This window comes from Paenibacillus sp. JT31N17 (assembly GCF_056269255.1).
Genome location: NZ_JBWDNP010000001.1, coordinates 887747 through 913406, shown reverse-complemented (window position 1 = coordinate 913406; position 25660 = coordinate 887747). Strand labels below are relative to the sequence as shown.

Here is a 25660-nt window from a genome sequence, read left to right as displayed (position 1 = left end):
TACTTTTTGAACTTGCATTTGACGAATCAAACCTATGATTTCAGCCCGTCGCGCAGATACGAATAACAGGTCTTCATTCCTTCCATTACTCCGCCTCCGCTCTCCTCATCGGCCGAGATCCAGCCGCTATAGCCGATTTCCCGAATAGCCCCGAAGACGGGCCCGAAGTCGATAGCGCCCTGACCCAACACCCTCCATTCGCCCTGCTCAAAATCCTTCATATGAAAGTTGTCGATTACGCGGCCGAAGCTGCGGATAACTTCTGCGATGTCGGTGATGCCGGACTTGACGAGATGCGCCGTGTCCACCGTCAATCCTACGGAGCCTTCTCTGGCGCTGTCAAAAAAGATATCGAAATCCTCACGGTACATGACCGGATTATTATGATGATGATGGAGCGACAGCTTGACGCCGTACTGCTGCTGCGCTTCATTGCCCAGCTCCGACAATACATCGGCATAGCGCCGGATATCCGCTTCCGTAACCTCTGCGCGTCCGATTCCATGGCAGTAGACGATAAGCTCCGTACCCGCATGGGCAGCAAAGCTGAAAACTTTGCGAAGCTGCTCTATATCCGCTTCTTCCAGTCTCCCGCCTGTGATCAGCGCCGAGGCGATGCCCGGCAGTTCTCCCCATTCTGCTGTGAACCCGGCCGGCTCTCCCAGATAAGCCGCGTACTGTCCGCTTTTCAATTGCAGACCGTCATAGCCTTCCTTATGAAACTCCCGGAAGAGCAGCTTCTGCTCCTCTGCGTCGGCTGTAGGTCTTGAAAACGCAAGCTTGATGCCCATAATAACTCTCCTTTACCATCTATTGATGAAGATACGCAATCAGGCTCTCCCCCAGAAGATTCAAGCCCCCGATGGCTCCGAGCCACAGGATAATCCGTTGAAAGTGGGCCTGCGGTATTAATGGAAGCAGCCTGATCCCCGCGTAAGCGCCCAGAGCAATAAGCGGAATCATCCAGACATTAAAGAGCAGGGACTCGGAGGTAATCATCCCCAGATGGATACAAAAAGGCACCTTGACCAGATTGACCAGCAGGAAAAACCATGCCCCGGTACCGACAAATTCCTGCTTGGGGACTCTCTTGGCAAACAGATAAATCGCCATAATCGAACCGGACACGTTGCCGACCATCGTCGCGAAGCCGGCCAGGAACCCCATCGTGCCAATAAACCACAGCGAGGAAGGAAACCTGGAATCCAGCTTCGTTCCCAGCCGTTCTCTAATGAATTGAAGGAGGATCAGACCGACGATGAGTGCTCCCAGGAGCAGCTTTAATTGGTTATCATCCACGAGCAGCAGCACATAATAGCCGCCAAGAATGCCCAGCAGCACCCATGGAATCAGGCTGATCAAATGCTTCCAGATAACGTTTTTCCGGTAATAGGCAACGGCTATTATATCTCCCGCGATTAACATGGGCAGCATGATGCCTACGGATAATTTGGCCGGAAAAACAAGCGTCATGAGCATGGCGTTAAATATGCCCATGGTGGACACGCCCGTTTTGGCAAAGCCGATCAGGACGCTTACTCCGACGATAATGGTGATTTGCAAAGCATTCAGCTCAAGCATAGGTATACCTCATGGAGCGGGACGTGATGATGAACCGGAATCCCCGCCTACTCTCCAATAGTCTGCCGGTCGCCCGAGGAGTAAGCAATTATCATCCGGCATGGCTCCCAGCTGGTAGTTGTCGCATTATGCGGGACATTGCGCGGAATGCGCAGCATCATGCCCGGCTCCAGATGAAACGTCTCTGCCCCCAGCGTATGGTCGCACTCTCCCGACAGGATGAAAATAATCTCCTCGCAGTTGGGATGCACATGCCTGGGATTGGCATCTCCCGCGTTGATATACACCATGCCGAAGGTCATTTCGCTTTCCTCGTCAATCTCCTTCCCGCATAGCCATTGAATTTTACCCCAGCTTTCGTTCAGTATGCGGGATGGATCTTGATTCCTTAAGTCAGTTATGGTAGCCATTCTCTCATTCTCCTTTGTTTATATTTACTTGGATGCCAGACGCTCTTTATAGGCGGAATTCATTTCCTGAATAATCTTCTGATAGTTGGCGTCCTGCTTCAGATCGGCCACAAGTTTGTCCCAGGCGTCAATGCCCGCTTTGCCCATGATGACCTGTACTTTCAAGTCGTCGATCTTCTTCGTATATTCGGCGCCGAGCTTCACGTTGGTTTCGGAAGCCAGGCCAATGGCAGGATTCGGTGTGCTGACCTTGGATTTGGCGTCGATGATTTTCTTGTTTCTCTCGAATACATCCTTGGGCATTCCGGGAGCAAATGCATACATATAGGGATCATGCTTCATGAACAGCTTGCCGAACGATCCCGTACCCAGACTGTCCTTGACCGATTGCTCGTTCGTCACAAAATAACCATCCTCTTTGGTGTAATGCACGCCCTCGATGCCGTATTGGGACAGCGTGCTTCCCTCCAGCGACGCTCCATAATCGAGCAGGGACAAAATCTTCTTTACCTTCGCTTCGGGAACGCTTTTGGGAATGGCCGCCACGCCGATAAATCCCGAGTTTTGGGCGTTAAATTGACCCTGCGAAGCCGCTATCGAAACCAGTGGCTCCCAGACGACAGAAGGATCGCGTTTCCACTGGTCGTAGGTCCATCTCCACAAGGCTTCAATCGTTTCCCCCGTCACTCCGGCGCTCCCGCCCGTTGCCAGGTCCCAGAACTGGTCGTCTTTCATAATGGCAAAATCGGGCGGGATAAGCCCCTCGTCAAATAATTTCTTCTTGTACAGGATGGCCTCCCTCATCGTGGGCTCCAGGGTAACATCAATAAGCTTGCCATCCACTTCCTTCCACTTGCCGTTCGATCCGTTGAACGTATTATCAATAATCTCGTTGGTACGCATCGTATACCCGTAGGTATTTTGTTTGCCGTCAGGCGCGTTCTCTTTGAACGCTTTCATGACCGTGTACAACTCATCCATCGTTGTCGGCATCTCCAGATGCAGTTTGTCGAGCCAATCCCGGCGGATGGCGAGGGTGGCTCCCCCCTCCAGTGGCCGTACAATGGGAACGACGAAATTTTTCCCGTCCATTTTGGTATTTTCCCAGATTTGCGCAGGCGAATCCATCAAATTTTTGTAATCCTTGAGCAGTGGCGTCAAATCCCAGAAGGCGCCTTGCTTGACCATCGTGCTGAACTGTGGAATCGTCGTCGTATCCGGCAGCTTAATCAGATCCGGCAGATCGCCCGAAGCCAGCAATACGTTCAATTTGTCATTATATACACCGTCGGACACCCAGGTAATGTTAAGCTTCGTATTCGTCCGTTTTTCAAATTCCTTGGTAACCGGATTATCCGGTCCAGGCGGCTGGGCAATAGAAAAATTGCTTAAAATATTCAGAGTGACGGTCTCCTCCGACTGGCCTTCAACCGGCTTGTTTGCTGCTGCTCCGCCCTGCGGTTCACTGGAGCAGGCTGCTAACGTCACCAGGCTCAAAGCCAGAAGCGCAGCCAGGGACAACCGAACAGACGCTTTTTTCACACCTTAACCTCCTTAGCGATTTATATCCCTTGTTAACCTTTGACCGAACCAAGCATGACTCCTTTGGCAAAATGCTTTTGCAGGAACGGATAAACCAGCAAAATAGGAAAGGTCGCAATGACGACAGCCGCCATTTTTATCGTTTGGGTCGGGATTTGATTATCCGACATCATTTCGACCGCTGCCGCGCCCCCGGTGGTGGTGTCCGAATCGATCAGCATATTCCTCAGCACAATCTGAAGGGGGACTTTGGCGAAATCATTAATGTACAGGACGGCATTGAAGAATGTGTTCCAGTACGCGACGGCGTAGAACAATCCGAATGCGGCGAGCGCCGGAGCCGATAATGGCAGCACAATCCGGAAAAACGTCCCCAGATCGTTGCAGCCATCAATCATGGCCGCTTCTTCAAGCTCAACAGGGATGCTGTCAAAAAAGCTTTTCATCAATATGACGTTCCAGCCGCTGATAAGCACGGGAATGATGAGCGACCATACACTGTTGATCAGGCCAAAGTCACGGACGACGATATAATTGGGAATAATGCCCGGATTGAACAGGATCGTCAGCAGAATCATCAGCATCATGATTCTTCTTCCCCGCAATCGTTTGCGGGACATCCCGAAGGCCATGGCCGAGGTGAAAATCAGGCTCAAAGCAGTTCCCACCGTTGCCAGAAATGTGCTGACCAGGGTGGCGTCCATAAAAGCCGAGGTACCCAGCAAATACTTGTAAGATGCCAGCGTCCAGTCTTGGGGGAACAGCACGAAGCCGTTTTTTTGCAAATATTCATGCGAATCGGTGAACGAAACGATAAACACATAATACAGCGGGAACAATGTGACGAGGCCGACTATAATCAGTACGAAGGCGTTCACTCCGTTAAACAGCCGGCCTCCAAAGCTCTCTTTCATATTCCGCCTCCTTGTCGTCTTGTCCTTAATAAACTCCATCCTCGCCAAACCGTTTGGCCAGCTTGTTGGCAAGGACGACCAGCACAAGGCCGACTACGGATTTGAATAATCCGACAGCCGTGCTGTAGCTGAACTGTCCCTGCTGAATCCCGTTGCGGTAGACATAGGTTTCAAATACATCCGCAAATTTCGCTACGGCCCCGTTATCCATCAGGAATAGCTGCTCGAAGCCGACATCCATAATATGGCCCAGCCGGAGGATCAGCAGGACAAGAATGACGCTGCGGATCGAGGGCAGTGTGACATGCCAGGCCTGCAGCAGCCGGTTGGCTCCGTCTATTTTGGCCGCCTCGTACAGCTGCGGATCAACGGACGTAATGGCTGCCAGTATAATGATCGTTCCCCAGCCGGTCTCCTTCCAAATATTCTGCAGCACCAGGAGGCCCCAGAACGTGTCCGTGTTGGTCAGGAAATCGTACTTGGGCAGCCCCAGCGCGGCCATCATCATATTGATGATGCCAGTCGACTCCGACAGCAATAGGAACGATATCCCGGCTATAATGACCCAGGAGAAAAAGTGCGGAAGATATACAACCGATTGAATGACTCTTTTGAAGCCCTGACTCTTGACTTCATTGAGCAGCAGAGACAATACAATCGGCAGAGGAAAGAAGAACACCAGATTCAAGAAACTGATCATCATCGTATTGCGGAACAGCAGCGTGAAATCGGGATTGGAGAAGAATCGGATAAAATGCTCCAAACCGACCCACTCGCTTTTCAGAATACCGAGATAGGGTGAATACTCCTGAAAGGCAATGATAACTCCCCACATGGGGACATATTTGAAAAGGATAAAAAAGAGAACACCCGGCAGCACGAGAAAATAAAGATATTTATCGCGTTTGAGATCAGATTTGAGAGAATGCCATTTGCTCTTTTCACCTACGGAAACGGACGACTGCAAAACAGCAGATTGTTCGCGCATGTTCGTTACCTTCCACTTCAATCGATTTTTTGATGCTCAAACGTAAGTGAACCACTTTACACGAAAGCGCCTTGCTGCAATTGAACGATGCGGTTCTCCTTGGCGGAGACATAAGCGGCGTCCAGCATGGATACGATTTTCAAATTATCGCTTGAGCTGTTGGACGGTTCCTCTCCGGTTTCCAGACTGGTCAGAAGCTGATTCAGCCCCTCGTACGTCTGTACCTCCCTTGATATGTAGTTGTCCCATGCTTCGGACGGAGTCTTGTCGCCTTTGCGATACAGTTCCGCCTTGTTGTGGCTGGTTACGATCGTCCCCGTCTCGCCAATGACAATCATTTCCGTTTTGTTGAATGTGGAGGAGAAGCTCTGCACATACGTGGCTACCGCATTGTTCTCGAAGACAATCTGCACAGTGGCATCAGTCTCGCCCGCGCAGTTAATGGCGGAGGAGGAACGCGTCTGACAGACAACCGATACGGCCTCGCTGCCCAGAATCTGCCGGAATCCGTCAAACCAGTGAATCCCCATTACCGAAAGCGCATGGCGCTCGCAATCCAGCCGCCAGCCTGCGTCCTGCCGGAAGAACAGATTGGAGAACAAGATGGAGGTAACGCCGCCGATCAAACCCGCCGCCACCTTCTCCTTAACCAGCTTGAAAGGAAAATGGCCGCGGAAGTTCTGGTTAACCGATATCGGTACGTCGAACTGCTTCGCTTTGTTCGTGATTTCTGCCGCTTCGGCAAGCGTGTCGGAGAACGGCTTCTCCACAAATACCGGAATGCCGGCTTCTATGAGCGGAAATACGATTTGCTTGCGGATGGAGGTTGGCGTACAGACGACAGCCACATCGATGCCGCTGTTTTGGATAAAATCCTGCAAATCCGTAAACCGCTGCGGCACGCCGTATTTGTCAGCCTTGGCGTGGAGCGCTTCCGCATCCTTGTCGCATAAAGCCACAACCTCGATACGTTCCGGATGATCCTTGTATCCCACAAAATGCAATTCGGTTACGCCGCCAGCACCAACAATACCCACTTTGTACTTTTTCATTCTTCATTGTCACTCCTCTAAGTTTGGAATTGAGATTAATAGCTGCCATAAATCCCCGAAAACTTTGAAAGCGGTTACTTAATTTCTTCCAAGCTGCAGCCTTGTCAGCCGCTTCCTGCTGATTTCATCTCCTTTCCATTGAGAGGATTTTGATAATCTGTTCAATATCCTTCAATTTTATGGAATTATAATTAACTAAGTTGTATTTTATTCAACTCAGTTGAATTGAGATCATTGTATAACACTATTTCCTGGTTTGCAATCGCTTTCTAAGCAAAATTTCAAAAAATTATCGCCTGGATTTTAGAGACAACCGAAACAGGGCTCTCTCTTGAGAACCCTGATCCGTACAGCGATTGACTTTAGTCAAGCAGGACTGTAAAGCGATACTGTAAAGTGGGACGGCAGAGGAAATAACATGAGGATAAAATCATCATGTTATCTGACTAACTATGGAGAAGACGGGGGTATTTGAGGACTGAAGCCGACCGTTCACTGCGGATGCTATCCTTCGTTCAGCTTCGATTGGGTGAATACAGCAATGTATTTTACTTCATTAGTGATCGAGGTTAATTTATGCTTTTCAATGGAATCGAAGTACAAACTGTCCCCCGGCTTCAGGGTGTATTCCACATTGCCTACTTTGTAGCGCATTTCGCCTTCCAGAATATAGATAAACTCTTCCCCGTTATGGCTGTATATATTTCTGTTGTCGCTCTCTTCTTTTCTGGATACAAAAAGAAACGGCTGCATCAGCTTCTCGCTGCGCTCAACGGCAAAGGTGAAAAAGGAGTAGCCTTTATCTGTCTTGACTAATCTGGATTCACTCGTTTCTTTGGTTGTATAAATCGTTCCCGACTGCTGATGATCATCGAGCAGGATGGATACCTTCGTACCCAGCGCATCAGCAATCTTGATCAATGTGGAGATCGGGGGAACGGTCTTGCCGTTTTCTATTTTCGACAGCAGGCTTTTTGAGAATCCGCAAACGGCGGCTATATCGCTTAGACTCCGGTTTTGCTCGATACGCAATTTCTTGATTTTATTCCCTAAATCCATCATATTATTTATCTCCTGTGTAACTGCATTCAACTCTGTTTATCATACCGATACGAAGCAGTACAAGTCAAGACATAGTATCGGGAACTTGTGAATAGGAATCGGGAAGAAATCTGTATATCGTATAAAATGCAAAAAGAGCAAGACTGCACCAGCCCTGCTCTTCCTCATTTAAGTTACACAGCTCCGGTCGGGTTACGCCTTCTTCAGCTTCCGCAGCTGATCATCCAATAGACGCCATATTTATCTTCCAGCTGCCCGTACATGCCGCCCCAGAATACCGGCTCGAGCGGTTCAATCACTTTGCCGCCTGCTGCCAGGTTATCGAACGCTTCCCGGCCTTCTGCCGCGGATTCGAACTCCAGGTTCAGACTGATTCCGTTCCCGTGCGTAAGAGGACCTAGGGAATCGGCCATGAAGATCGTTACCCCTGCGGCCTCCAGGCATAAATGCATGACTTTGTCTTTAATCGCATTATTAGGCTCCGGAGCCTGTGCATGCGTCATGACAGAATTGATTGTCCCTCCAAGCGCTCCAACATAGAAATCCGCTTGAGCTCTGGAGTCCTCCGAAATCAGGAAAGGTTTAAGCGTTGCCATTCTCCATCATCCTTCCATCCAATTATTGTTATGTTCGTTCTCATTATAGCAAACCGCATCAGGCGGGATTTCTTATGGATTGCTGTGTTTGGAGGTGCCGCTGCGCCTGGATTACAGCCGGCCTTTCTTATAAAGAAAAAAGCCGCAGCTATGCGGCTTTGGAAGAACACTGTCCTTTGTTTCATGTCGGTCAGCGCTAAATCACAGTTGTTCTTGAGGCAGCCGGAGTCCCGCCTGTTCCAATAGGGGTATGACGCTTTCGCCAAAATAGGCCAGCTCCGGTTCATAGTCATAGAAGGTGATCTGAATCCCGTCGACGCCGGTCGCTTGCAGCTGCTTCAGCTGTTCCACGACTTCTGCGGGCGAGCCCACAATATGGAGATGGCCGCCGACCGCGCGGCCTTTGTCCGAGTGCTCCAGCCATGATTGGCTGTCTCCTGCGGCATGGCGGGCAGAGAAATTGCGGATTGAGCCAAGATCGGCATGATCCATGATCGCACGATAGTATGCGAATGCCTCTTCGCTTGTCGGACGCACAATGATGGTCGGATTGATGATGACGCGCACCTGACGGTTTTCGGCGGCGGCGGCGTTCTTGACAGCCGAAACGTGAGCGGGAAGCTTCGGCAGCGCATCCGCGAGCTTTTCCCCTGCGGGACTCGAGATGAACGCGATGTCGGAATATTTGGCCGCGTAGCCGAAGCCTGCCGGCGACCCCGATGCTGAAGCCAGAACGGGCCTGCCATAACGCGGCCGGGGCGAAACGTAAGCCTCTTCGAGAGAATAAAATTCCCCCTGATAGGTCAGATTGTCGGTGCCGGCCCAAAGGGCGTTGCAGATTCGTATGAACTCGGCCGATTGTACATAGCGTTTATCGTGATCGGCCTTGGTCGACCCAAACATGCGCGGCTCATTCTCTGCGTAGCCTGTCACGATGTTTGCGCCAAAACGACCCTGCGAGATATGATCCGCTGTTGCCAAAAAACGGGCCAGGTGCATCGGATGCCATGGACCGTAGAGAATATGAATCGTACCCAGAAGAAGAATCCGCTTCGTTACGGCTGCAAGCGCGACCGTTGACACGAAAGGATCAAGAAAATTCTCCCGGTATCCGGTTTCACCGCCGAAGCCGCCCTTCGGAAGCCACTGAGAAAGACCGAAAACCACGTCAAACCCCAGCTCCTCTGCCTGCTGCGTCAATCTGGCATTATAGTCAAATGACCAATCGGTTCCCCGTGGCAGCGTCGACTGCGACCAACCTCCGGTTTGAAGCGGCAGAAAAAGCCCCAGCATCAGCGGTTGGGCGAAAGCCTTTGACAGCGGGCTCTCCGGATAATTTTGCGGCTCCCCGGGTGTCCAGAGAAGCGTTTCGTCTTGTTTTGATGCGCTCATGGTTTTCCCCTCCCTGGTTATTTCCATCTATCAAATACCTTAAGATTATAAACCTTAATAAGATCATTTATCCTGCATTCTAAGATGTTTTATTGTCAATTAAGTGTCTTTCATGACAGCATGACATTATTATTTCACAGAAACTAATCATCAGAGCACATACCAATCATGCTGGAAAAGTCGTAAACTGGAAGCAGCAAGGAGGTCGTTGCCGTGTTGACGGAGCAGGTATTCATTGGAAGTGTGTTTATTGCAGGTCTGCTTTCCTTTTTCTCACCGTGCATTTTGCCGTTATTGCCTGTTTATATCGCCCAGCTCGGAGGCGCTGTCCCGGGAAACGGGATGAATGAGGTCAAATGGGGAAAGCTGCGGATTCATCCCCTCCTGATCGGAAACACGCTGTTTTTTATTCTCGGAATATCCTTCGTTTTTGTGCTCCTTGGTTTCGGCGCAGGGGCGCTAGGAAGCATCATTAATACTTCCTGGTTTATCGTCATCTGCGGAATCATTGTCATTGTCTTCGGGATCTTTCAAACGGGTGTTATCAAGCTGCTTTTCATGCAGCGCGAGAAGAAACTGACGCTTGGGCGAAGTGGGAAAAAGGGCTTTGCCGCCTCCTTTCTGCTCGGTTTCACGTTCAGCTTCGGCTGGACACCTTGCATCGGCCCGATACTCGCGGCTGTGCTCAGCCTTTCTGCCAGCGAAGGCTCGTCCGCACAAGGCGGAGGCTATATGCTCATTTATGCGCTTGGCTTGGCAATTCCGTTCCTGGTCCTTTCGGTCTTCTCGGATCTGTTGATAGGAAGGCTGAGATCGCTCAATAAGCATATGCCGATGTTAAAAGTGGTCTCCGGCATCCTGCTAATTGTAATGGGGGTTCTGCTTATGACGAATAAATTGAACATGATTGCAACGATGTTTTAATGGCAGTACGCACAAACAGAAGGAGGTTTTATCCATGAATACAGGAAAATGGCCGGCGGCCGTCATGGCCCTGCTCTCCATGCTGCTGATCCTTGCGGCTTGCGGGAATAAGGACAATGCGCCGAATGCGCAGACGGCACAAGCAGCGCAGACGGTATTGAACAAAGGATCTGCTGCGCCGATGTTCGATCTTAAGGATCTCGACGGGAACGAGGTCACATTGGCCAGCCTTTCCGGGCAAAAGGTGTATGTGAAATATTGGGCTTCCTGGTGTCCGATTTGCCTGGCCGGGATGGACGAATTGAACACATTGGCCGGCCAGAGCAATGATTTCAAGGTGATCACGATCGTCAGCCCTAATTTTAAAGGAGAGCAATCAACGGAGGATTTTACGCAGTGGTTCAAGGGGCTTCAGTCTGAGGAAACGGGCAGGAACATCACCGTGCTGCTGGATGAAGGCGGAAAATGGGCCCAGAAGTTCGGGATACGAGGATATCCCACTTCACTTTATATCGGCTCAGACGGCGTTCTCGTCAAAACAGCACCGGGACAAAATTCCAATGACATCATCACCAATACATTTAAAGCGATTTCCTAGCGTGTCGCTTAAAGACTTGTCAAAATTCAAAGGGAGGGAATAACTTGAAACGACTTTTATGTGCAGTCTCACTGCTGATGTTTCTGTTTGTTACAGCCTGCGGCAGTCCGAAGGAATTGATCAGCCCATCCGCCTCGCAAGCGGCGGGGGCTGCGGATTCTTCCATTACAACCGCGTCTGCTCCGGAGACAGGACCAACAACGACCAGATCCGCAAACCCGAATGACAAGATCGATTACTCCCAAAGCGATCTGCAAACCATCTATTTGGCGGGAGGCTGCTTCTGGGGAATCGAAGCCTACATTTCCCGCATTATCGGCGTACAGGACGCAACCTCGGGATATGCTAACGGAACAGGCGAGAACCCGACCTATGAAGATGTGGTTCGCGGTGACCGAGGGTTTGCCGAAACGGTAGAAGTGAAATATGATCCCAAACGCATTCAATTGTCCGACCTGTTGACCGATTTCTTCAAAGTCATCAACCCGACGAGCGTGAACAAACAGGGGAACGACGCAGGCATCAATTACCGCTCGGGAATCTACTATGTCAATGACGCCGACGCATCCGTCATCAACGCAGTCGTAGCCAAGGAACAGAAAAAATACGATAAAAAAATCGTCACCGAAGTGCTGCCGTTAACGAATTACTATTTGGCTGAAGACTACCATCAGGATTATCTGGAGAAAAACCCGGACGGATACTGCCATGTGGAACTCAGCATTCTGGATGAACCGGTAAAAGTCGATCCTTCTCTATATTCCCGTCCAAGCGACGATGTACTGAAAACAAAACTGACGGATATTCAGTACAAGGTCGCGGTTCTCGAGGATACGGAGACTGCCTACTCCAACGAATACTGGGATACATTCGATCCCGGCATCTACGTCGATGTCGCAACGGGAGAGCCGCTGTTCTCCAGCCGCGACAAGTACGATGCGGGCTGCGGATGGCCCAGCTTCACGAAGCCAATCGATCCGGATGTGGTAACGTATGATGAAGATACGAGCTTCAATATGGTCCGCACGGAGGCCAGGAGCCGCGTCGGCGACATCCATCTGGGCCATGTGTTCGATGATGGGCCAAAGGAATCGGGCGGGAAACGATTTTGCATCAACAGCGCCTCCATCCGGTTTGTGCCGCTCGATGATATGCAAAAAGAAGGCTACGGATATTTGCAATCTGAAGTCGAATAAAATTCAAGGAGTCTGAAACCGATGTATAAGCTGCTGATCGTGGAGGACGAGGAACTGGTCAGGAATGGAATCAAACGGCTCGTGCCGTTCGAGACGTTCAGCATTACGGAAATCATGGAAGCGGATAATGGCGAGAAAGGGCTTATGCTCTTCCTCGCCCACCGTCCCGACATCGTACTGCTGGATATTAACATTCCCAAGATGAACGGATTGGATTTTGCCAGAAAAGCCAAGGAACTGAAGCCAAATGTCAAAATCGCCGTCATTACGGGTTATGATTATTACGATTACGCGGTTGCCGCCTTGAAAATCGGCATTGATGACTATGTGCTGAAACCGGTCTCAAAAAGCGACGTATACGAGGTGCTGCGCAAATTGGTGGCAAAGCTCCAGAACGAGCAGCAGCAATCCGAGCTGCAGCATCTGGTCACCGAGTATAAAACGACGCTGCAAATGACGGACGAATCCGACAGCAAAGCATCCATCGCCCAAATCATCGAGGATAATGTAGCCAATCCGGATTTCTCGCTGGCCATGCTGGCCGGTCAGAAAGGATTTAGCTCCGGGTACATGAGCGTCCTGTTCAAAAGGCTGTTTAATGTGTCTTTTCAGGATTACCTGCTGGCTGCCCGTCTGGAGCGCTCCAAGCTGCAGCTGCTTATATCCGACTTGAAAGTGTATGAAATCTCATCGGCCGTAGGCTTCGACAACCCGAATTATTTCAGCGCCGCCTTCAAGAAGAAATTCGGGCTCTCTCCCCTGCAATACCGGGAAAGGACCAAACACTCGTGAAGCGATTTCCCCGCTCCCTCCAGTTTAGAATATCCTGGATCTATATGCTGATCAGCTTCGTGACGATTGGAATCATCGGGGCCGTTCTGTACTTTGGCATCTCGCGGGTGGTGCTGAATGATTCCATTCAATCATCCAATATGGCAATTTCAAAAAGCGGCACTTTGGTTGAAATGTATATCGACCGGCTGAAGGTGCTCTCCACCCTGCTTGCCCGCAGTCCCCAAACGATCCAGACCCTCTCCTCGCAAACGAAAACCGGAGAGAAGGACGAGCTGCAGTTTATCAATAATGTGCTGCTGTCCGATTCCTATATCAAGTCCGTCGTGGTCATCGGCAAGGACGGGTATGTGCTGTCCAATGAGAAAAAGCTGAATATGCGGCGTTCTTCCGATATGATGAACGAGCCTTGGTACGTCGCGGCGATCAACAGCACGAACCCGGCGCTCACCTCTGCCCGGATGCAGAAATTTTCGATGGACAAGAATAATTGGGTCATCTCGATGAGCCAGGAAATTAAAGATGCGGACAACCGCAATCTCGGCGTTGTCCTTCTGGACATCGAATATAAAGGCATCGAGGATTATTTGAACGATTTGAAGCTTGGAAGCAAAGGCTTTGCTTTTATTATCAATAGTAAAGGCGAGATTGTTTATCACAAGGATCCCGCTTATTTCACCGATCAGAACAAGCAGGAGCAGCTAAGGAAGATCAGCATGTCGGCGCAGGGCTTTGATCAGACGCAAAATTTGCTCGTTTACAAAACGAAGCTGCGAAATTCCGACTGGACGCTGGTCGGCGTCAGTTCCCTGGACGGCCTGCAGCAGGTCCGCAACCAGCTGCTGCGTTCGTTCGCCATTGTCGGGCTGGGACTGCTGCTGCTTATAGTCGTGGTATCCCCCTTCATCGCGAAGAGCATTACCCGTCCGATCCACCGGCTGGAGCAGGCCATGCAGAAGGTGGAGACGGGCACGCTGGAGGTGAGCGTACCGGAGACCGGAGTGACGGAGGTCCAGGGGCTTGCCCAGCATTTCAACACGATGGTGTCGGAGGTACGGCGATTGATGCAGGAGATCGAAACGAAGGAAAAGGCGCTGCATGCCTACGAGCTCAGCGTGCTGCACAGCCAGATCAACCCGCATTTTTTGTATAACACCTTGGACACGATTGTCTGGATGGCGGAATTCAACGAGAGCGAACGCGTGATTTCGACGACCAAAGCGCTGGCCAAATTTTTTCAATTGTCGTTGAGCGGCGGAAGTGAAATGACGACGATTGAAAATGAAATGAACCATGTCGCCCAATATTTATTTATCCAGAAGGAACGGTATGGCGAGAAGCTTCATTACGATATTCATTTTGACCCGGCATTATCCGCAAAGGTAATTCCGAAAATCATTTTGCAGCCTCTCGTCGAAAACGCGATTTATCATGGCATCCGGGAAAAAGATGGCCCCGGCTTCCTGCAAATTACATGCGGCAGCACGGCTGACGGGAATGTAATATTCGTTGTGAAGGATGACGGAGTCGGCTTCGATCCGGACTCGCGCAAAGAGGCCGCAGGCATCGGAACGTCGGCTTCCCTGCCCAAATTGGGCGGCGTCGGCATCAACAATGTGGACGACCGCTTGAAGCTGTATTACGGCAGGGAATATGGCGTCACCCTGCAATCCCGCTTGGGAGAAGGAACGACTGTCACGATCCTGATTCCGTGATAGCGATCACATCTGCCTGGACATCACCCATACTTTGTTTCCGATTCGGAAAGAATAAACGGCTGTCGCCGTCCTAGCGGCGCAGCAAGTTTCTTCACTCATAGTTCCGGAAAAAAGCCGCTTGCACGATGAATACCATCGTGCAAGCGGCCTCTTGTTTTATTATCTCGACTTTCCCCCGCGAATTAATCAAACAGCTGCCCTTCCGACTTATGCAGCAGATTCAAGATAATCGTCACGGCTTCAGCACGTGTAGCGCTGCCGGAGGAATCAAACAGATTGTTGTTCTTGCCTTGAATCAAGCCGCTAGCCTTGGCCGCAGACACTTCCCGGTAAGCCCATGCAGGAATTTCACTGTCATCCGCAAAGCCCGCCGGAGTACCTTCCGACAACTCGAGATGCGCGGTTCGGGCGATCATAACCGTCATCTCTGCCCGGGTAATGCTGCTGTTCCAACGGAACGTGCGATCCGAATAACCGATAAGGATGCCTGAAGCCGTTGCAGCCGCAATATGCGGTGCTGCCCATTCAGGAATTTGACCGGCATCGGCATAGCTCAGCATCGTCTCCCCTTCGGCAGACAACGGAGCAGCACGCGCCAGCATGGCGGCAAATTCGGCTCTGTTGATCTTGGCGTCAGGACGGAAGGTATTGTCCGGATAGCCATTGACAAAGCCGATACCGGCTGCCTCCTCTACGGCTGATTTTGCCCAATGGCCGTCAAGGTCGCTGAAGAACCTGGTCTGTGCAGATGTGATATGCAGCACGGCTCTGGTCTGCGGTGTTTCTACGACAGATTGGACCTGCGAATCGACGAGCTTGATTCTTGTCAGGGTGATAGCTGCATCGCCCGCGCCTTTGGCTTCGAATGAGAATGAGGCAATATCGGCGGCGCCTTTCTCACCTTGTGATTTGCCGAGCTTCGTGTGCGCGAAAATGACCTCGCCATCATCGTCCGAATCCGGGACAGAAAAGCCTGGCCAAAGGGCAGAAGCGCTCTTGAACCGGATGCGACCGGGATCATAGGTCAGACGAATTTCATAACCGAACAAATCCTCGAGCTGCCCGCCTTTCACCGTAACCAGCACTTCCTCACCGGTTTCCAGCGTAGAATGGTTCAATGACAATGCAAAAGCAGGCTTGCCCGCGCCCACAGCTGTGAATGGAAACATAGAGAGACCCAGCAGAAGTATCAAACTGAAATGAATCCATCTTCGATTTATCATGCAGCAGTCCTTTCAGGAAGCGGCCGGGAGGATAGAAACGGCGGCTTCCCCTCCCGGCCGGACTTATTCCCCGGCTTATTTCCAGTTAAAGATAAGCACAGCGAGTGCGACCAGGTCGGCGATATCGATCACGCCGTCATGATTCATATCAAGGTGCTTCACTTGATTCCAATTCGCGTCAGCCGATGTCGCACCGTAAGCCTTGGCCATAATAGCCAGGTCGCCGATGCTAACTTGTGCGTCATTGTTGTAATCGCCTGGGGCTGCGACTACAACGCTTGCCTTGAAGGCTTGCAGAGCTTCGCTAAGCTTACTCACAGCCTGCTCAATCTGCGCTTGCGTCGATGCGGCGTCAGCAGCAGCTTGCGCTGCCTTGTCAATCGCGGACTGCAAGGTTGCTTTGGAGCCTGCAGGATATTGACCGGCCATGCTGCCTTCAACCGCATTGTCCTTCACATTTTGCGCTTCCGCAATGAGAGTGGTCAGCGCAGACTTGTCAATGACAGAAATTTGAATCTCATGCGAGAATCCGCTGAGTATCGATTCCTCGCCCGAGCTGTTCGAGTTGACCAGCTTGCTGACAGCAATGCTGGTCATTCCCGCACCCGCTGTTTGCCCGGCTTTGAAGCTCAGCTTGATCAAATCACCGTTCGGATTCGTTTGTTTATCGCCAAGATGAACGGCTAATATCCGGAGTGATCCAGGCTTATCATCATAACCTGCTATAACAACCTTCTGCTCGTCCAGCGAAACCGGCGGCGCAGTAACCTCCAGCTTATCTGAATCATAGGCAATGGTGATATCCTGCGCGACAACCTCATCCTGGACGTTATTTAAGCTGAACGTAATATCGAATGGCTGACCCGCCACTGCAGCGTCAACACCGCTCAGCACACCGCCGCTGGACACTTCATTCACCACCGGGGTCCAGAAATCGAGTACCTTGACTTTGGAGAAATCCGTATCGCCTGCAAAATAGTAGCTGGTGTAATCCGCCTGGTTATAGACGGTTTGCTGCCCGGCAACCTGCAGTCTGTATTGAGCGTCATGCATCAGCGTATGAAGCTTGTGATCGGTTACGCTTGTGCTCATATAGATCCTCAGAGCAGAGCTGTCTGTCGTTCTGACAAGCAGCTCCTCTCTCCAATCGCCAAAAATATCGGCAACGAGGTTTGGATTGCCTTTGGTCGAGTTGTTCGTTCTCGTGCCTGTTGCTGTCAGTACGGTGGAGACGGATGGATAGCGCTGCTGGATGGTCGGCGTCGAGTTCCCTGAGCCGTCAATAAGCTGCGTTGTCATATCCGCATTCCATTTAATGCTCATGTTCGTTCCTGGCATCCCCCCGCTCACGGGAGCGCCAGTCGCGCTCAATAATGATACCGCCCACGTTTCCAAGCCTCTGACATCGGGATTAACGTCGCCGATCATGCCGCGGCCCGTGTCTCTGCCCGTATAAGCGCCATAAATAACTTCACCGGTCCGGGCATCGCGCATGGTATAACCGTAAGGCACGCTCGTTGCCCCTTCATGCACCATGAAAATCTCGAGTCCCGCACGATCCGGATCGATATCCGCGACATGCAGCATATCGCCATGTCCAATTCTGCGAATCTCGCCCGGCGCCTCGCTTGCTGGAGGCATAGCGCCTGATGAATTGTACATGACCGTACCGTCGTCATCAATGGTCGACGCGGCGTAGATGATTTCCTGCTTGCCGTCGAAATCTACATCCGCAACGCTCATGGAGTGACCGCCCTGCGTCGTCAAGCCTTCATAGCCGGGATTCGTGCCCGGTCTGCCATGCGGAGTATCGAAGAATGGATTCGTCATCGGCACCCAGCCGCTGTCAACGTTCCAATACTCCTCCAGATGCTGGCCATTCCAGCTGTAAGCAACCATGGTCACTCTGGTGTATACGCCTCTGACCATAATGGAATAAGGTTTTTTGCCATCCAGGAACGCAATACCGCTCATGAAACGGTCTACGCGATTGCCTGGTTCAACTCTGCCAAGCGCATAGTCTCCCCACATGAGACCGTCGTCCGTGCGTCCCGTCTTGAACCGGATGGACTCCATTTCGTCGCCGGTTGCGCCATTGAAGACGGACAAATATTCCGGTCCTGTCATGATGAAGCCATCGAATGTCCGCAATTGATTGTTCGCACTCCGTTTAGGGGCAAGAACATCGATATAATAATCCGCCAGGGTCCGCGCATCTTCAACTGACAACGGATATGGATGGATTGGCATAGGAGGCAGCGCCTGGCTGCCGGTGAAGAGCGCTTCCAACGGGCGGAATGCCTCTTCAATGGTTGCCGGCCAGTGGCCTGCGACAACCTCCGGATGGTTCTGGTAATCCTGGAACATCCGGACAAGATGGTCGTAATAGTCAGCTGCGCTGTAGCGGTAGTCGTCCGTATTGCTGTAGCCGGCAGCGATATCTTCCGGCAGAATGGTAATGTATTTCTCCGAAGCGACATTGCCCGCATCGTCATATTTGATGACTTTTGTGCCGGGAGCCGTCTTAAACATAATTTCCGCTTTGCCGTCGCCATCAAAGTCATAGACGTTGAATTGGGTGTAATGGGCACCTGACCGAATATTGACGCCAAGGTCAATTCTGTAGAGCAGCTTGCCTTCCAGCGTATAACAATCGATGTATGTCTTTCCCGTGTAGCCTTTTTGGGAGACGTCCTTCGAGTTCGAGGGGTCCCATTTGACGAAAAGCTCGTATTGGCCGTCGCCGTCAACGTCGCCGACGCTTGTATCATTTGCCGAATACGTATAGTTTTCGCCTTTCGGCGTCGTGCCGGGTGCCGGAACTTTAAGCGGAACATCCAGATAATTGCCTGCCCACGGCTTTACGATACCGCTCGCATCCGTCTCTTCGCCATCAACGACGGCAACGACAGAATACTCGCTTGCCGCCGTTCCGGCAGCATCCAGATAGTTCGTGCTCTCTGTGACAGTGGCGATCTTCTCACCGCTCCGGTAGACGTTGAAGTTCGTCCCTGTCAGACCCTTGTCCGAATATCCGGTTACCTCATGACCCAGCAGCCTCCAGCTCAAAAACACGCCATTGGATACTTTGGCAGCAGTCAGTCCGCGATCCAGATACTCCAGCTGATACCCGTTTTTGACTGATGATTGGCTGGCTTGTGTACTGGCTGCCGCAATGCCGGAGATGCTGGACAAAATCAATGATGCCCCCAAAGCTGCCGTCAGCGTTTTTTTGATGAAGGAGAATTTCCTTGAAACCATAGCGATCACCTGCCCATCTTTTTAATTGAATACCTGCAATAAAGCGGTTGCAAAATACTCCCTTCAATTTCGAAGCATAGATGAGAAGACGATTATAACAGGTTACAAACTCCAAGAAACCGCTTTCACCCCTTGTCAAAAAATTTAACCGCCACAATCGAGGAGATTTGTTTCCATTATAGATTTTCAACGGGAGCCTCAAAATAGAAAAAACAGTGATAAACTTAAAAAAAACAGTGATAGTTCGGCGATGGCGAATCCTTCATGCGCCTTGAGCTTTATTTTCAGCGGACATCAATGATGTTATGATGACGATAGACAAAATGAAAGCGCGATTTCAATACCATTACATGGGATACTGAGGTGACAAATTGTTTCGTTCTCTGATGGATACTCTATCTCCCCTACGCAGCCGAAATTTCCGGATCTATCTGGGCGGTCAGGGCGTATCGATGCTCGGAAACTGGATGCAGGGCACTGCCCAGGCCTGGGTGGTATGGCGGTTGACCGGCTCAACGGCCGCACTTGGAATCGTTGCCATGCTGAATACGCTTCCCGTCCTTCTGCTCGGCCCGTTCTCCGGCGTATGGGCAGACCGGCTCGACCGCCGAAAACTGCTGATTTACACCAATATTCTGGCTATGACCCTCGCTGTTATCATGGGCGGGCTGGTATATACGGGTGAGGTGCGTATCTGGCATGTCTATATTCTCGCGGGTATTCTCGGATGCGTGAACGCCCTGGATATCCCTTCCCAGCAAGCCTTCATCGGCGATCTGTCCGGTGTTGAGCATGTCCGCAAGGGATTTACCCTCAACGCGATCATGGAACAGGTCATGCGGATGATCGGGCCATCGGTGGCAGGCTTGATGATAGGCGGTTTCGGAGAAGCCCCGGCGTTCTGGCTGAATGGACTTAGCTATGTGGCGGTGATTGCGAGCTTGTTCTCGGTAAAAGCCACCCAAGAGCGGCAGATCAGCGCAAGCAATCCGCTGATGGATTTTCGGGAAGGTCTCAGCTTCGTCCGAAGGAAGCCGCGGATTCAGGATTTAATTCTGTTCACGGCGATGACAACCCTGTTTGGTTTCGTCAATACGCAGCTTTTCCCGGAAATCGCCGATCATCTGCTGCGCGGCGGACCGGAAACGCTGGGTACGATGATGGGGGCTTTCGGAGCAGGCTCATTCTTCAGCGCACTGCTCCTGACGCCAATCCTGCAGCGGGTGCGGCGGACCGGACTGGCGCTTGCAGCCATCATTGCCTGGTCCGGCTTTTGGTTCGGCGCGTTTTCGCTTTCCGGCTGGCTGCCTTTCTCCTTGCTGGCCATCTTCTGCGCGGCTTTCGCCCAGCCTGTCGTATTGACTACGGTCAAGGGGCTGATTCAGGTATTGGCCCCTTCGAACATGCGGGCCCGGGTATTGAGCCTTCAGGTCATGATCGCCGTAGGCACACAGCCCATATCCTCATTAACGGTTGGATTTGTCGCTCAACTCGTTGGCTCTTCGTATGTCATAAGGACCAATGGGATGCTTATGATCGTTGCAGCCGCTTTGCTGCTGGCATTCCGCCCGGCGCTGCGGATTTGGGACCCGCTGGATGAAAGCGCAGAGCCCTCAATTGCGCCGATCGAGAACAAGCAGCCGTTAGATCCGTTAAAGCCCGGCGATCATGTGATGACGAAGCCGGGAACCAAGACGTTGTGAATGATTCTTGCCGAACTGTAACAATTTCAGTTAGATCACGGGCTGCCAGCCAATAGCTAAAAGCCATGTTTTCTACCAATGAGTAGAGAAACATGGCTTTTTGATTCATTCGAACGATGCAAGTCTGCCGCGAAGCAACCGCCTGCGTGTTTATTTGAGTGAAATCATGCGGCTTCTACAACAATACTGTCAAAATACGTGTCACCCATGTATACCTCAAGCCGCCACTTTCCCTTTTTGGTTCCATCCTGGTTAAGAATGAACTTGGCGCCGCCCTGCGCGTCTGCTCCAACCTTATTTTCTGTCCTTGTGACCTCCCAGTCGGCGTACAATGTCTCTATTGCCCCCGTCTTCTGGTGCACACCCATCAACTTGAACGTATCTGCTATTTCTTCCGGCTTTCCCCAAAAATAAATAGTGAAGTGTCCGCCTTTTGATATAACGCTATTGCCTTGAGGATCAAATCCCAACCGGTTTTCTTTTCCGTACATGGTCATTCCGCCGGCTTCAAAGGTTCCGCTTGGTTCCCATTTCCGATCATCGTTTGAAGCAGAACATGCGGTAATCAAAATAATTAAGCCAGCGAGGATAGTCATTCGGATAAACATAGCGCTGCTTCTCCTTCCCCTTCATACTCCCTGCTCTTGCCGCGAACTAATTTCGTTCAAGCTCACCGTTCTGTCCAAGCCTATAATAATGAATGGCGGGATTATCGTCGAACACCCCATTCTTTTCATATAAAGCTAATTGCGCATCACCTGTGTCTGTAGGGGTAATATCCCAATTGTCCAGGAGCAGATCATATTCTTTGGCGAGATTGCTGTCGACAAATCGATCATTCCGGTACTGCAGAATATGAGGCCATCTTTCGGTATGCTCCATCTGGGGATAGTCAATGGAATAACCGATTTCAATTCTGCTGTCGCCATCCAGATCACCAGTCCGGACCTTTAAATTATCTTTGGTCAAATCGATGGGAGGAACATCCAAAGCGATCCGGTGAAACGGATCATGATCATTCGTTCGATATTCGAAATAGACAGGAGCTGTGAAATAATCCGGATTGTTCTCATAGTAATTCGTGACCATCCTTGCTTCATCGTTCACTCCATCCAGGTTCAGATCGGTTTCAAATTCGCGGAGCACGGTAAAATGCTCAAACTGAACCTCACCGGTTTCGGGCGGTACATCATAATTAATATCCGGGGTGATCGTCAGGGTCATGCTCCGATTATCCCATTTCAGGCTGTGCCCATAATATTGGGCCACCTCTTTGATAGGAATATAGATTTTCCCGTTCATTGAAATGATTGCAGAAGCAAGCATGACCTTTTCTCCATGATCCGTAAAATAATTGTTTCCCAACTGGAATTTCAGATGCTCCTCTCCCTCCCCGATGTCACTGTCATAAGATACTGTCTTCAAATCCGGGTTCCACGACACTCCCCTGGAATTGACGAGAAAAGGTAAACAGCTCTGCAAACCCAATGAATCCGCATACATATGACCGTCTATGAGCTTGCCCCCAATCGACTTATCCCCTCTGATTAAAGTATGTATGATTCCATCTTCTGCTGCGGCTTGATCGGCATGTACGGGAAAACTAAGCGTCAGACACCAAAATGACAATAACACTATCGATAAAGTTAATCTTTTCATTGGAACAACCACGCTCCCTGGAATCAGAAATTTCGGCGGTCTCTCTGCCGATCGAATTGAATGGAGCAGCTGCCGAAGCACGATGCTCCCCTTCCAATGTTGTTAAACGCTGAACCAGAACGGAAGCCTGCTTATCATTCTGATGATAGTACATGCACTTCATCATACCGGGCCGGCACGATACCATTGAGCCGGCAGAATGAAAGAACCCGCGGATCGGTGAATATTCGTCTTTCCCATTCCCGCTCACGCGCTACAGTCTCTCCATCATATCCAAAATGTCCGAGTGTCCGCATCTCCTCGTTGTCATACGCCGGATGACCGACCAGCACATAGGTCCCCGGCTCCGCCGCCGCGAGCTTGGCAATCAGCTGATCAACGGGATCGCCAGGCACGGAATCGACCTTGGGCAGCCTGCGGTGCAGCTCCAAATCGTTAAGCAGCCCTTCCGCACCGCACCACATCGCGAAGGCTTCCCGGAAACCGTCATTCACCCAATCAAAACCCATATGCAGATCCGAATACCGGACGTCGAATCCCGCCCGCCTCACTTTATCGAGCTGAGCCTGAAGCTCGGCCATCATTTCCTCAACCCGCGGCCCGTGATCGCAGAGCTCCCTTGTCGTCTGGAAGAAGGTGCCGTCTGCAGCAACAAGGGTCGGCACCTCTTCGGGTGACAGTACCGGACCCCACCGGACCCGGTCCCATTCCGCATTCAGCACGGCATGCAGGCCGAAGCATAATTCCCGTTCGCCAGCCAAAAGCTCCGCCGCATCCTCAAGCGCGGGGCAGACCGCCATCACTGATGTATTTTTCAGAATACCTTCTTTATATGCTTCCCATATACCGCGATTTGCAGATTTGCTGCTTCCGCAATCGTCGCCTCTTGTAATCAGCCGTATCCGTTCATTCCCCATGAAATCACACCTGCCTCACTGGAATTTTTCAGAACCTTCTTTACATTTTTAGACGCCAACAGGAATGAAAAAGTTTCCCATATTATGTTTTTAACTCCTATTATATTTTCAACTTCGGGCCGCGCTGCTCATTTGTTTATTTCCTGCTTTTGACGACTTTGGCCGGAACCCCTACCGCAATACTGTAGGGAGGAATATCTCTTGTGACGACCGATCCTCCGCCAATGACGCAGCCTCTGCCAATAGTTACTCCTGCGGTTATGCTGACCCGCCCCGCGATCCATACATCATTTTCAATCGTAATGGGCAGCAGCTCATGTCCTTGCTCCCGTATTGGACGGCCTGGATCGTCGAAGCGATGGTTGCCGGCAATGATGATGGCATGTGAAGCAATGCGGACGTCATCGCCGATGATTACCCTCCCCTGCTGCTCGTCCGGCATGCCATATCCGACAATGTTGGAATACGCCTGAATGGAGCTGCGTTTGCCGACGGTTACGTTTCCTTGAAGCAGCACACCAAGGGCGATGGTGGACTCTTCACCGATTTCGAGCCTGCCTTCACGCGGATTTATTTTGGCTTCGGGGCTAATCAGGCAGGTACGGTGGATGACCGCATTGCGATGCCGGTTTGCGAGCCAGTATCCCACCTTGCAGCTGATTCTGCGTCCCAGCGTTTGTTTATCGGGCATGCTGTACGCCCCGTCCAGGAATGTCCATAAGCTCATAGCCGCCACCCTCCTGTTTTGAAAGTTGACTCCATTATAAGACCGGGAAACCCATTCAACCATTCATACCGCAATCATTATTTGCACGAAATGCCTGTCACAACTTCAATTTGGAAGGAATGCGATACATAAATGAATGAAAAAAATGGAAGCTTATCTATATCATCGCTTATTCAGAGAGGAGAAGATCAAATGCGTCCAATTACCGCGGTTCAGGTAGCAGCAATTGTGACTAGTTCCACGATTGGAGTCGGCGTTCTCGCAGTTCCCCTTCTGGCTGTTCGCACAGCAGATACTGGAGCTCCGCTTGTCACTTTGCTCGGAACGCTGGTCGCATTATTCGGGCTTTTTCTTGTTACGGTACTCGGCGTCCGTTTTCCCGACCAATCGATCATCCAGTACAGCGAGGATATTATTGGAAGAGGCATCGCGTTTGTGGCCAGCTTGAGCATTGTCTCCTTCTTTAGTATATTAATGGCACTCATCTCCCGGGAATTTGGGGAAGTAGTCATCACCTCCATATTGAAAAGGACTCCATTGGAAGTGACCGTCCTTGCGATGCTGCTGCTTGCGGCCGTGTTCGCCAGAACGGATATCGTGACGTTCGCCAGTATCCATCTATTTTACCTGCCTTTTATTATGGTGCCAGGCTGGATCATTGTATTGTTGTCTCTGAAAAACTCCCGTGCTCTGAACCTGCTGCCTGTATGGGGAAATGAGCATCATGAGCTGTTCTTCGGAATATTAACGATTGCTGCCTTGTTTCAAGGCTCCTTCATCATCACGATGGTCATCCCGTTCATGAAAAAACCAAGGAAAGCCTATTTATCAATGATTTGGGGCTGGTTTATGCCGAGCTTTTTCTTTGTACTCACTGTCATTTCCGCTGTGGCCGTATTTGGACCTGAGGAAATCAAATTATTGATGTGGCCGACATTGGAATTGGCGAAAACAACCGCACTCCCAGCTAACATTTTGGAACGGCTGGATGCAGCGATTCTGGCGGTATGGGTGACCAATGTGTTCACGACACTGCTGTCGATTTTTTACCTTACGATTAAATCGATAACCCAAATGTTTCATTTGCAGGATCATAAAATGTTCGCTTTTTTCTTGCTTCCTTTTATCTTTCTGATTGCCATGCTGCCGCAAAGCGTGCTTCAAATGTATGAGTTCGTCGAATTCTTCGGGAAGATAGGGTTGTTTATTACGATCTGCTACCCTATCCTGCTGCTGCTCATTGCGGTAATTCGTAAAAAACGCGGAAAACCGGTCGCCGTCAAGGAAAACGGCGGCAGCAGCTAGAACAGAAGAAAGCTTCGATTTTTTTGCTCTGCACCAAAAAAAAGTCTAAACCTTGAAAAACACAGGTTTAGACTGATTATGATTTCAGAACTCTTGCGGA

At 50.8% G+C, this 25660-nt stretch carries 23 protein-coding genes and 2 pseudogenes; 7 read left to right on the top strand and 18 right to left on the bottom strand.

What is annotated here, in order from left to right; translation table 11 throughout:
• Positions 1-32: 32 nt before the first annotated feature.
• From AC0YOB_RS03945 to AC0YOB_RS03900, 10 genes are all read right to left on the bottom strand, one after another.
• A complete protein-coding gene (locus AC0YOB_RS03945; protein ID WP_475791644.1) occupies positions 33-791 on the bottom strand; it encodes a sugar phosphate isomerase/epimerase family protein in 759 nt (252 codons plus the stop codon).
• A gap of 19 nt (positions 792-810) precedes the next feature.
• Positions 811-1581, bottom strand: coding sequence for a sulfite exporter TauE/SafE family protein (locus tag AC0YOB_RS03940; RefSeq protein ID WP_475791643.1), 771 nt, complete (start codon positions 1579-1581; stop codon positions 811-813).
• Positions 1582-1628: 47 nt separating this feature from the next.
• Positions 1629-1991, bottom strand: coding sequence for a cupin domain-containing protein (locus AC0YOB_RS03935; protein ID WP_210045379.1), 363 nt, complete (start codon positions 1989-1991; stop codon positions 1629-1631).
• A gap of 24 nt (positions 1992-2015) precedes the next feature.
• On the bottom strand, positions 2016-3533 hold the full coding sequence (locus tag AC0YOB_RS03930) for an extracellular solute-binding protein (RefSeq protein WP_475791642.1): 1518 nt from the start codon (positions 3531-3533) through the stop codon (positions 2016-2018).
• Between the two features lie 32 nt (positions 3534-3565).
• Positions 3566-4447 carry a carbohydrate ABC transporter permease gene (locus tag AC0YOB_RS03925; RefSeq protein ID WP_475791641.1) on the bottom strand — a complete coding sequence of 294 codons (882 nt, stop codon included), beginning with the start codon at positions 4445-4447 and terminating at the stop codon, positions 3566-3568.
• A gap of 25 nt (positions 4448-4472) precedes the next feature.
• On the bottom strand, positions 4473-5435 hold the full coding sequence (locus AC0YOB_RS03920; protein WP_475791640.1) for an ABC transporter permease: 963 nt from the start codon (positions 5433-5435) through the stop codon (positions 4473-4475).
• 56 nt (positions 5436-5491) lie between these two features.
• Positions 5492-6487 (bottom strand): Gfo/Idh/MocA family protein, encoded by a 996-nt coding sequence (locus tag AC0YOB_RS03915; RefSeq protein ID WP_475791639.1) that lies wholly within the window; start codon positions 6485-6487, stop codon positions 5492-5494.
• Between the two features lie 504 nt (positions 6488-6991).
• Positions 6992-7549, bottom strand: a complete 558-nt coding sequence (locus tag AC0YOB_RS03910) for a helix-turn-helix domain-containing protein (RefSeq protein ID WP_379113432.1) — start codon at positions 7547-7549, stop codon at positions 6992-6994.
• 203 nt (positions 7550-7752) lie between these two features.
• Complete coding sequence (locus AC0YOB_RS03905) at positions 7753-8145, bottom strand: VOC family protein (protein WP_475791638.1); 393 nt, start codon at positions 8143-8145, stop codon at positions 7753-7755.
• A gap of 201 nt (positions 8146-8346) precedes the next feature.
• Complete coding sequence (locus AC0YOB_RS03900; protein WP_475791637.1) at positions 8347-9537, bottom strand: LLM class flavin-dependent oxidoreductase; 1191 nt, start codon at positions 9535-9537, stop codon at positions 8347-8349.
• A 213-nt stretch (positions 9538-9750) separates the two neighbouring features.
• Here AC0YOB_RS03900 and AC0YOB_RS03895 point away from each other — a divergent pair, with 213 nt between their 5' ends.
• The 5 genes from AC0YOB_RS03895 to AC0YOB_RS03875 are packed head-to-tail and all read left to right on the top strand — an operon-like array spanning position 9751 to position 14762.
• Entirely contained in the window at positions 9751-10461 is a 711-nt protein-coding gene (locus tag AC0YOB_RS03895; RefSeq protein WP_475791636.1) for a cytochrome c biogenesis CcdA family protein, read from the top strand.
• 34 nt (positions 10462-10495) lie between these two features.
• Positions 10496-11059 carry a TlpA family protein disulfide reductase gene (locus tag AC0YOB_RS03890; protein ID WP_475791635.1) on the top strand — a complete coding sequence of 188 codons (564 nt, stop codon included), beginning with the start codon at positions 10496-10498 and terminating at the stop codon, positions 11057-11059.
• 44 nt (positions 11060-11103) lie between these two features.
• Positions 11104-12255: a peptide-methionine (R)-S-oxide reductase MsrB gene (gene msrB, locus AC0YOB_RS03885; protein WP_475791634.1), complete on the top strand. Its 1152-nt coding sequence runs from the start codon at positions 11104-11106 to the stop codon at positions 12253-12255.
• 21 nt (positions 12256-12276) lie between these two features.
• A complete protein-coding gene (locus AC0YOB_RS03880; protein ID WP_475791633.1) occupies positions 12277-13047 on the top strand; it encodes a response regulator transcription factor in 771 nt (256 codons plus the stop codon).
• On the top strand, positions 13044-14762 hold the full coding sequence (locus AC0YOB_RS03875) for a sensor histidine kinase (protein WP_475791632.1): 1719 nt from the start codon (positions 13044-13046) through the stop codon (positions 14760-14762). Before AC0YOB_RS03880 ends, AC0YOB_RS03875 begins: the two co-directional genes overlap by 4 nt.
• A gap of 185 nt (positions 14763-14947) precedes the next feature.
• Here the strand turns inward: AC0YOB_RS03875 and AC0YOB_RS03870 are convergent, their stop codons facing one another.
• The 4 genes and pseudogenes from AC0YOB_RS03870 to AC0YOB_RS03855 form a co-directional block, all read right to left on the bottom strand.
• Positions 14948-15988, bottom strand: coding sequence for an S-layer homology domain-containing protein (locus AC0YOB_RS03870; protein ID WP_475791631.1), 1041 nt, complete (start codon positions 15986-15988; stop codon positions 14948-14950).
• A gap of 75 nt (positions 15989-16063) precedes the next feature.
• Positions 16064-16306 carry a dockerin type I domain-containing protein gene (locus AC0YOB_RS03865; RefSeq protein WP_475792298.1) on the bottom strand — a complete coding sequence of 81 codons (243 nt, stop codon included), beginning with the start codon at positions 16304-16306 and terminating at the stop codon, positions 16064-16066.
• Positions 16286-16864: pseudogene (locus AC0YOB_RS03860) on the bottom strand (cohesin domain-containing protein); the annotation flags it as partial. The pseudogene AC0YOB_RS03860 and the gene AC0YOB_RS03865, both read right to left, overlap by 21 nt.
• A gap of 24 nt (positions 16865-16888) precedes the next feature.
• Positions 16889-19249 (bottom strand): annotated as a pseudogene (locus AC0YOB_RS03855) (rhamnogalacturonan lyase); the annotation flags it as partial.
• Positions 19250-19620: 371 nt separating this feature from the next.
• Here AC0YOB_RS03855 and AC0YOB_RS03850 point away from each other — a divergent pair.
• Positions 19621-20952: an MFS transporter gene (locus AC0YOB_RS03850; RefSeq protein WP_475791630.1), complete on the top strand. Its 1332-nt coding sequence runs from the start codon at positions 19621-19623 to the stop codon at positions 20950-20952.
• A 164-nt stretch (positions 20953-21116) separates the two neighbouring features.
• On the opposite strand, the gene AC0YOB_RS03845 is transcribed toward AC0YOB_RS03850, so the two are convergent.
• From AC0YOB_RS03845 to AC0YOB_RS03830, 4 genes are all read right to left on the bottom strand, one after another.
• Entirely contained in the window at positions 21117-21560 is a 444-nt protein-coding gene (locus tag AC0YOB_RS03845) for a hypothetical protein (RefSeq protein WP_475791629.1), read from the bottom strand.
• A 46-nt stretch (positions 21561-21606) separates the two neighbouring features.
• Positions 21607-22611, bottom strand: coding sequence for a stalk domain-containing protein (locus AC0YOB_RS03840; protein WP_475791628.1), 1005 nt, complete (start codon positions 22609-22611; stop codon positions 21607-21609).
• A 134-nt stretch (positions 22612-22745) separates the two neighbouring features.
• Entirely contained in the window at positions 22746-23528 is a 783-nt protein-coding gene (locus AC0YOB_RS03835; protein WP_475791627.1) for a ChbG/HpnK family deacetylase, read from the bottom strand.
• A 136-nt stretch (positions 23529-23664) separates the two neighbouring features.
• Complete coding sequence (locus tag AC0YOB_RS03830) at positions 23665-24255, bottom strand: acyltransferase (RefSeq protein ID WP_475791626.1); 591 nt, start codon at positions 24253-24255, stop codon at positions 23665-23667.
• A gap of 192 nt (positions 24256-24447) precedes the next feature.
• Here AC0YOB_RS03830 and AC0YOB_RS03825 point away from each other — a divergent pair, with 192 nt between their 5' ends.
• Complete coding sequence (locus tag AC0YOB_RS03825; RefSeq protein ID WP_475791625.1) at positions 24448-25560, top strand: GerAB/ArcD/ProY family transporter; 1113 nt, start codon at positions 24448-24450, stop codon at positions 25558-25560.
• The last annotated feature ends 100 nt before the right edge of the window (positions 25561-25660 follow it).

What these genes read in the sequence shown, in the direction of transcription:
- AC0YOB_RS03910 (WP_379113432.1), bottom strand. Translation starts at nt 7,549, where the DNA reads ATGATGGATTTAGGGAATAAAATCAAGAAATTGCGTATCGAGCAAAAC.
- AC0YOB_RS03825 (WP_475791625.1), top strand. Translation starts at nt 24,448, where the DNA reads ATGCGTCCAATTACCGCGGTTCAGGTAGCAGCAATTGTGACTAGTTCC.
- AC0YOB_RS03845 (WP_475791629.1), bottom strand. Translation starts at nt 21,560, where the DNA reads ATGTTTATCCGAATGACTATCCTCGCTGGCTTAATTATTTTGATTACC.
- AC0YOB_RS03890 (WP_475791635.1), top strand. Translation starts at nt 10,496, where the DNA reads ATGAATACAGGAAAATGGCCGGCGGCCGTCATGGCCCTGCTCTCCATG.
- AC0YOB_RS03900 (WP_475791637.1), bottom strand. Translation starts at nt 9,537, where the DNA reads ATGAGCGCATCAAAACAAGACGAAACGCTTCTCTGGACACCCGGGGAG.
- AC0YOB_RS03880 (WP_475791633.1), top strand. Translation starts at nt 12,277, where the DNA reads ATGTATAAGCTGCTGATCGTGGAGGACGAGGAACTGGTCAGGAATGGA.
- AC0YOB_RS03945 (WP_475791644.1), bottom strand. Translation starts at nt 791, where the DNA reads ATGGGCATCAAGCTTGCGTTTTCAAGACCTACAGCCGACGCAGAGGAG.
- AC0YOB_RS03935 (WP_210045379.1), bottom strand. Translation starts at nt 1,991, where the DNA reads ATGGCTACCATAACTGACTTAAGGAATCAAGATCCATCCCGCATACTG.
- AC0YOB_RS03835 (WP_475791627.1), bottom strand. Translation starts at nt 23,528, where the DNA reads ATGGGGAATGAACGGATACGGCTGATTACAAGAGGCGACGATTGCGGA.
- AC0YOB_RS03870 (WP_475791631.1), bottom strand. Translation starts at nt 15,988, where the DNA reads ATGATAAATCGAAGATGGATTCATTTCAGTTTGATACTTCTGCTGGGT.
- AC0YOB_RS03905 (WP_475791638.1), bottom strand. Translation starts at nt 8,145, where the DNA reads ATGGCAACGCTTAAACCTTTCCTGATTTCGGAGGACTCCAGAGCTCAA.
- AC0YOB_RS03920 (WP_475791640.1), bottom strand. Translation starts at nt 5,435, where the DNA reads ATGCGCGAACAATCTGCTGTTTTGCAGTCGTCCGTTTCCGTAGGTGAA.
- AC0YOB_RS03915 (WP_475791639.1), bottom strand. Translation starts at nt 6,487, where the DNA reads ATGAAAAAGTACAAAGTGGGTATTGTTGGTGCTGGCGGCGTAACCGAA.
- AC0YOB_RS03925 (WP_475791641.1), bottom strand. Translation starts at nt 4,447, where the DNA reads ATGAAAGAGAGCTTTGGAGGCCGGCTGTTTAACGGAGTGAACGCCTTC.
- AC0YOB_RS03830 (WP_475791626.1), bottom strand. Translation starts at nt 24,255, where the DNA reads ATGAGCTTATGGACATTCCTGGACGGGGCGTACAGCATGCCCGATAAA.
- AC0YOB_RS03840 (WP_475791628.1), bottom strand. Translation starts at nt 22,611, where the DNA reads ATGAAAAGATTAACTTTATCGATAGTGTTATTGTCATTTTGGTGTCTG.
- AC0YOB_RS03940 (WP_475791643.1), bottom strand. Translation starts at nt 1,581, where the DNA reads ATGCTTGAGCTGAATGCTTTGCAAATCACCATTATCGTCGGAGTAAGC.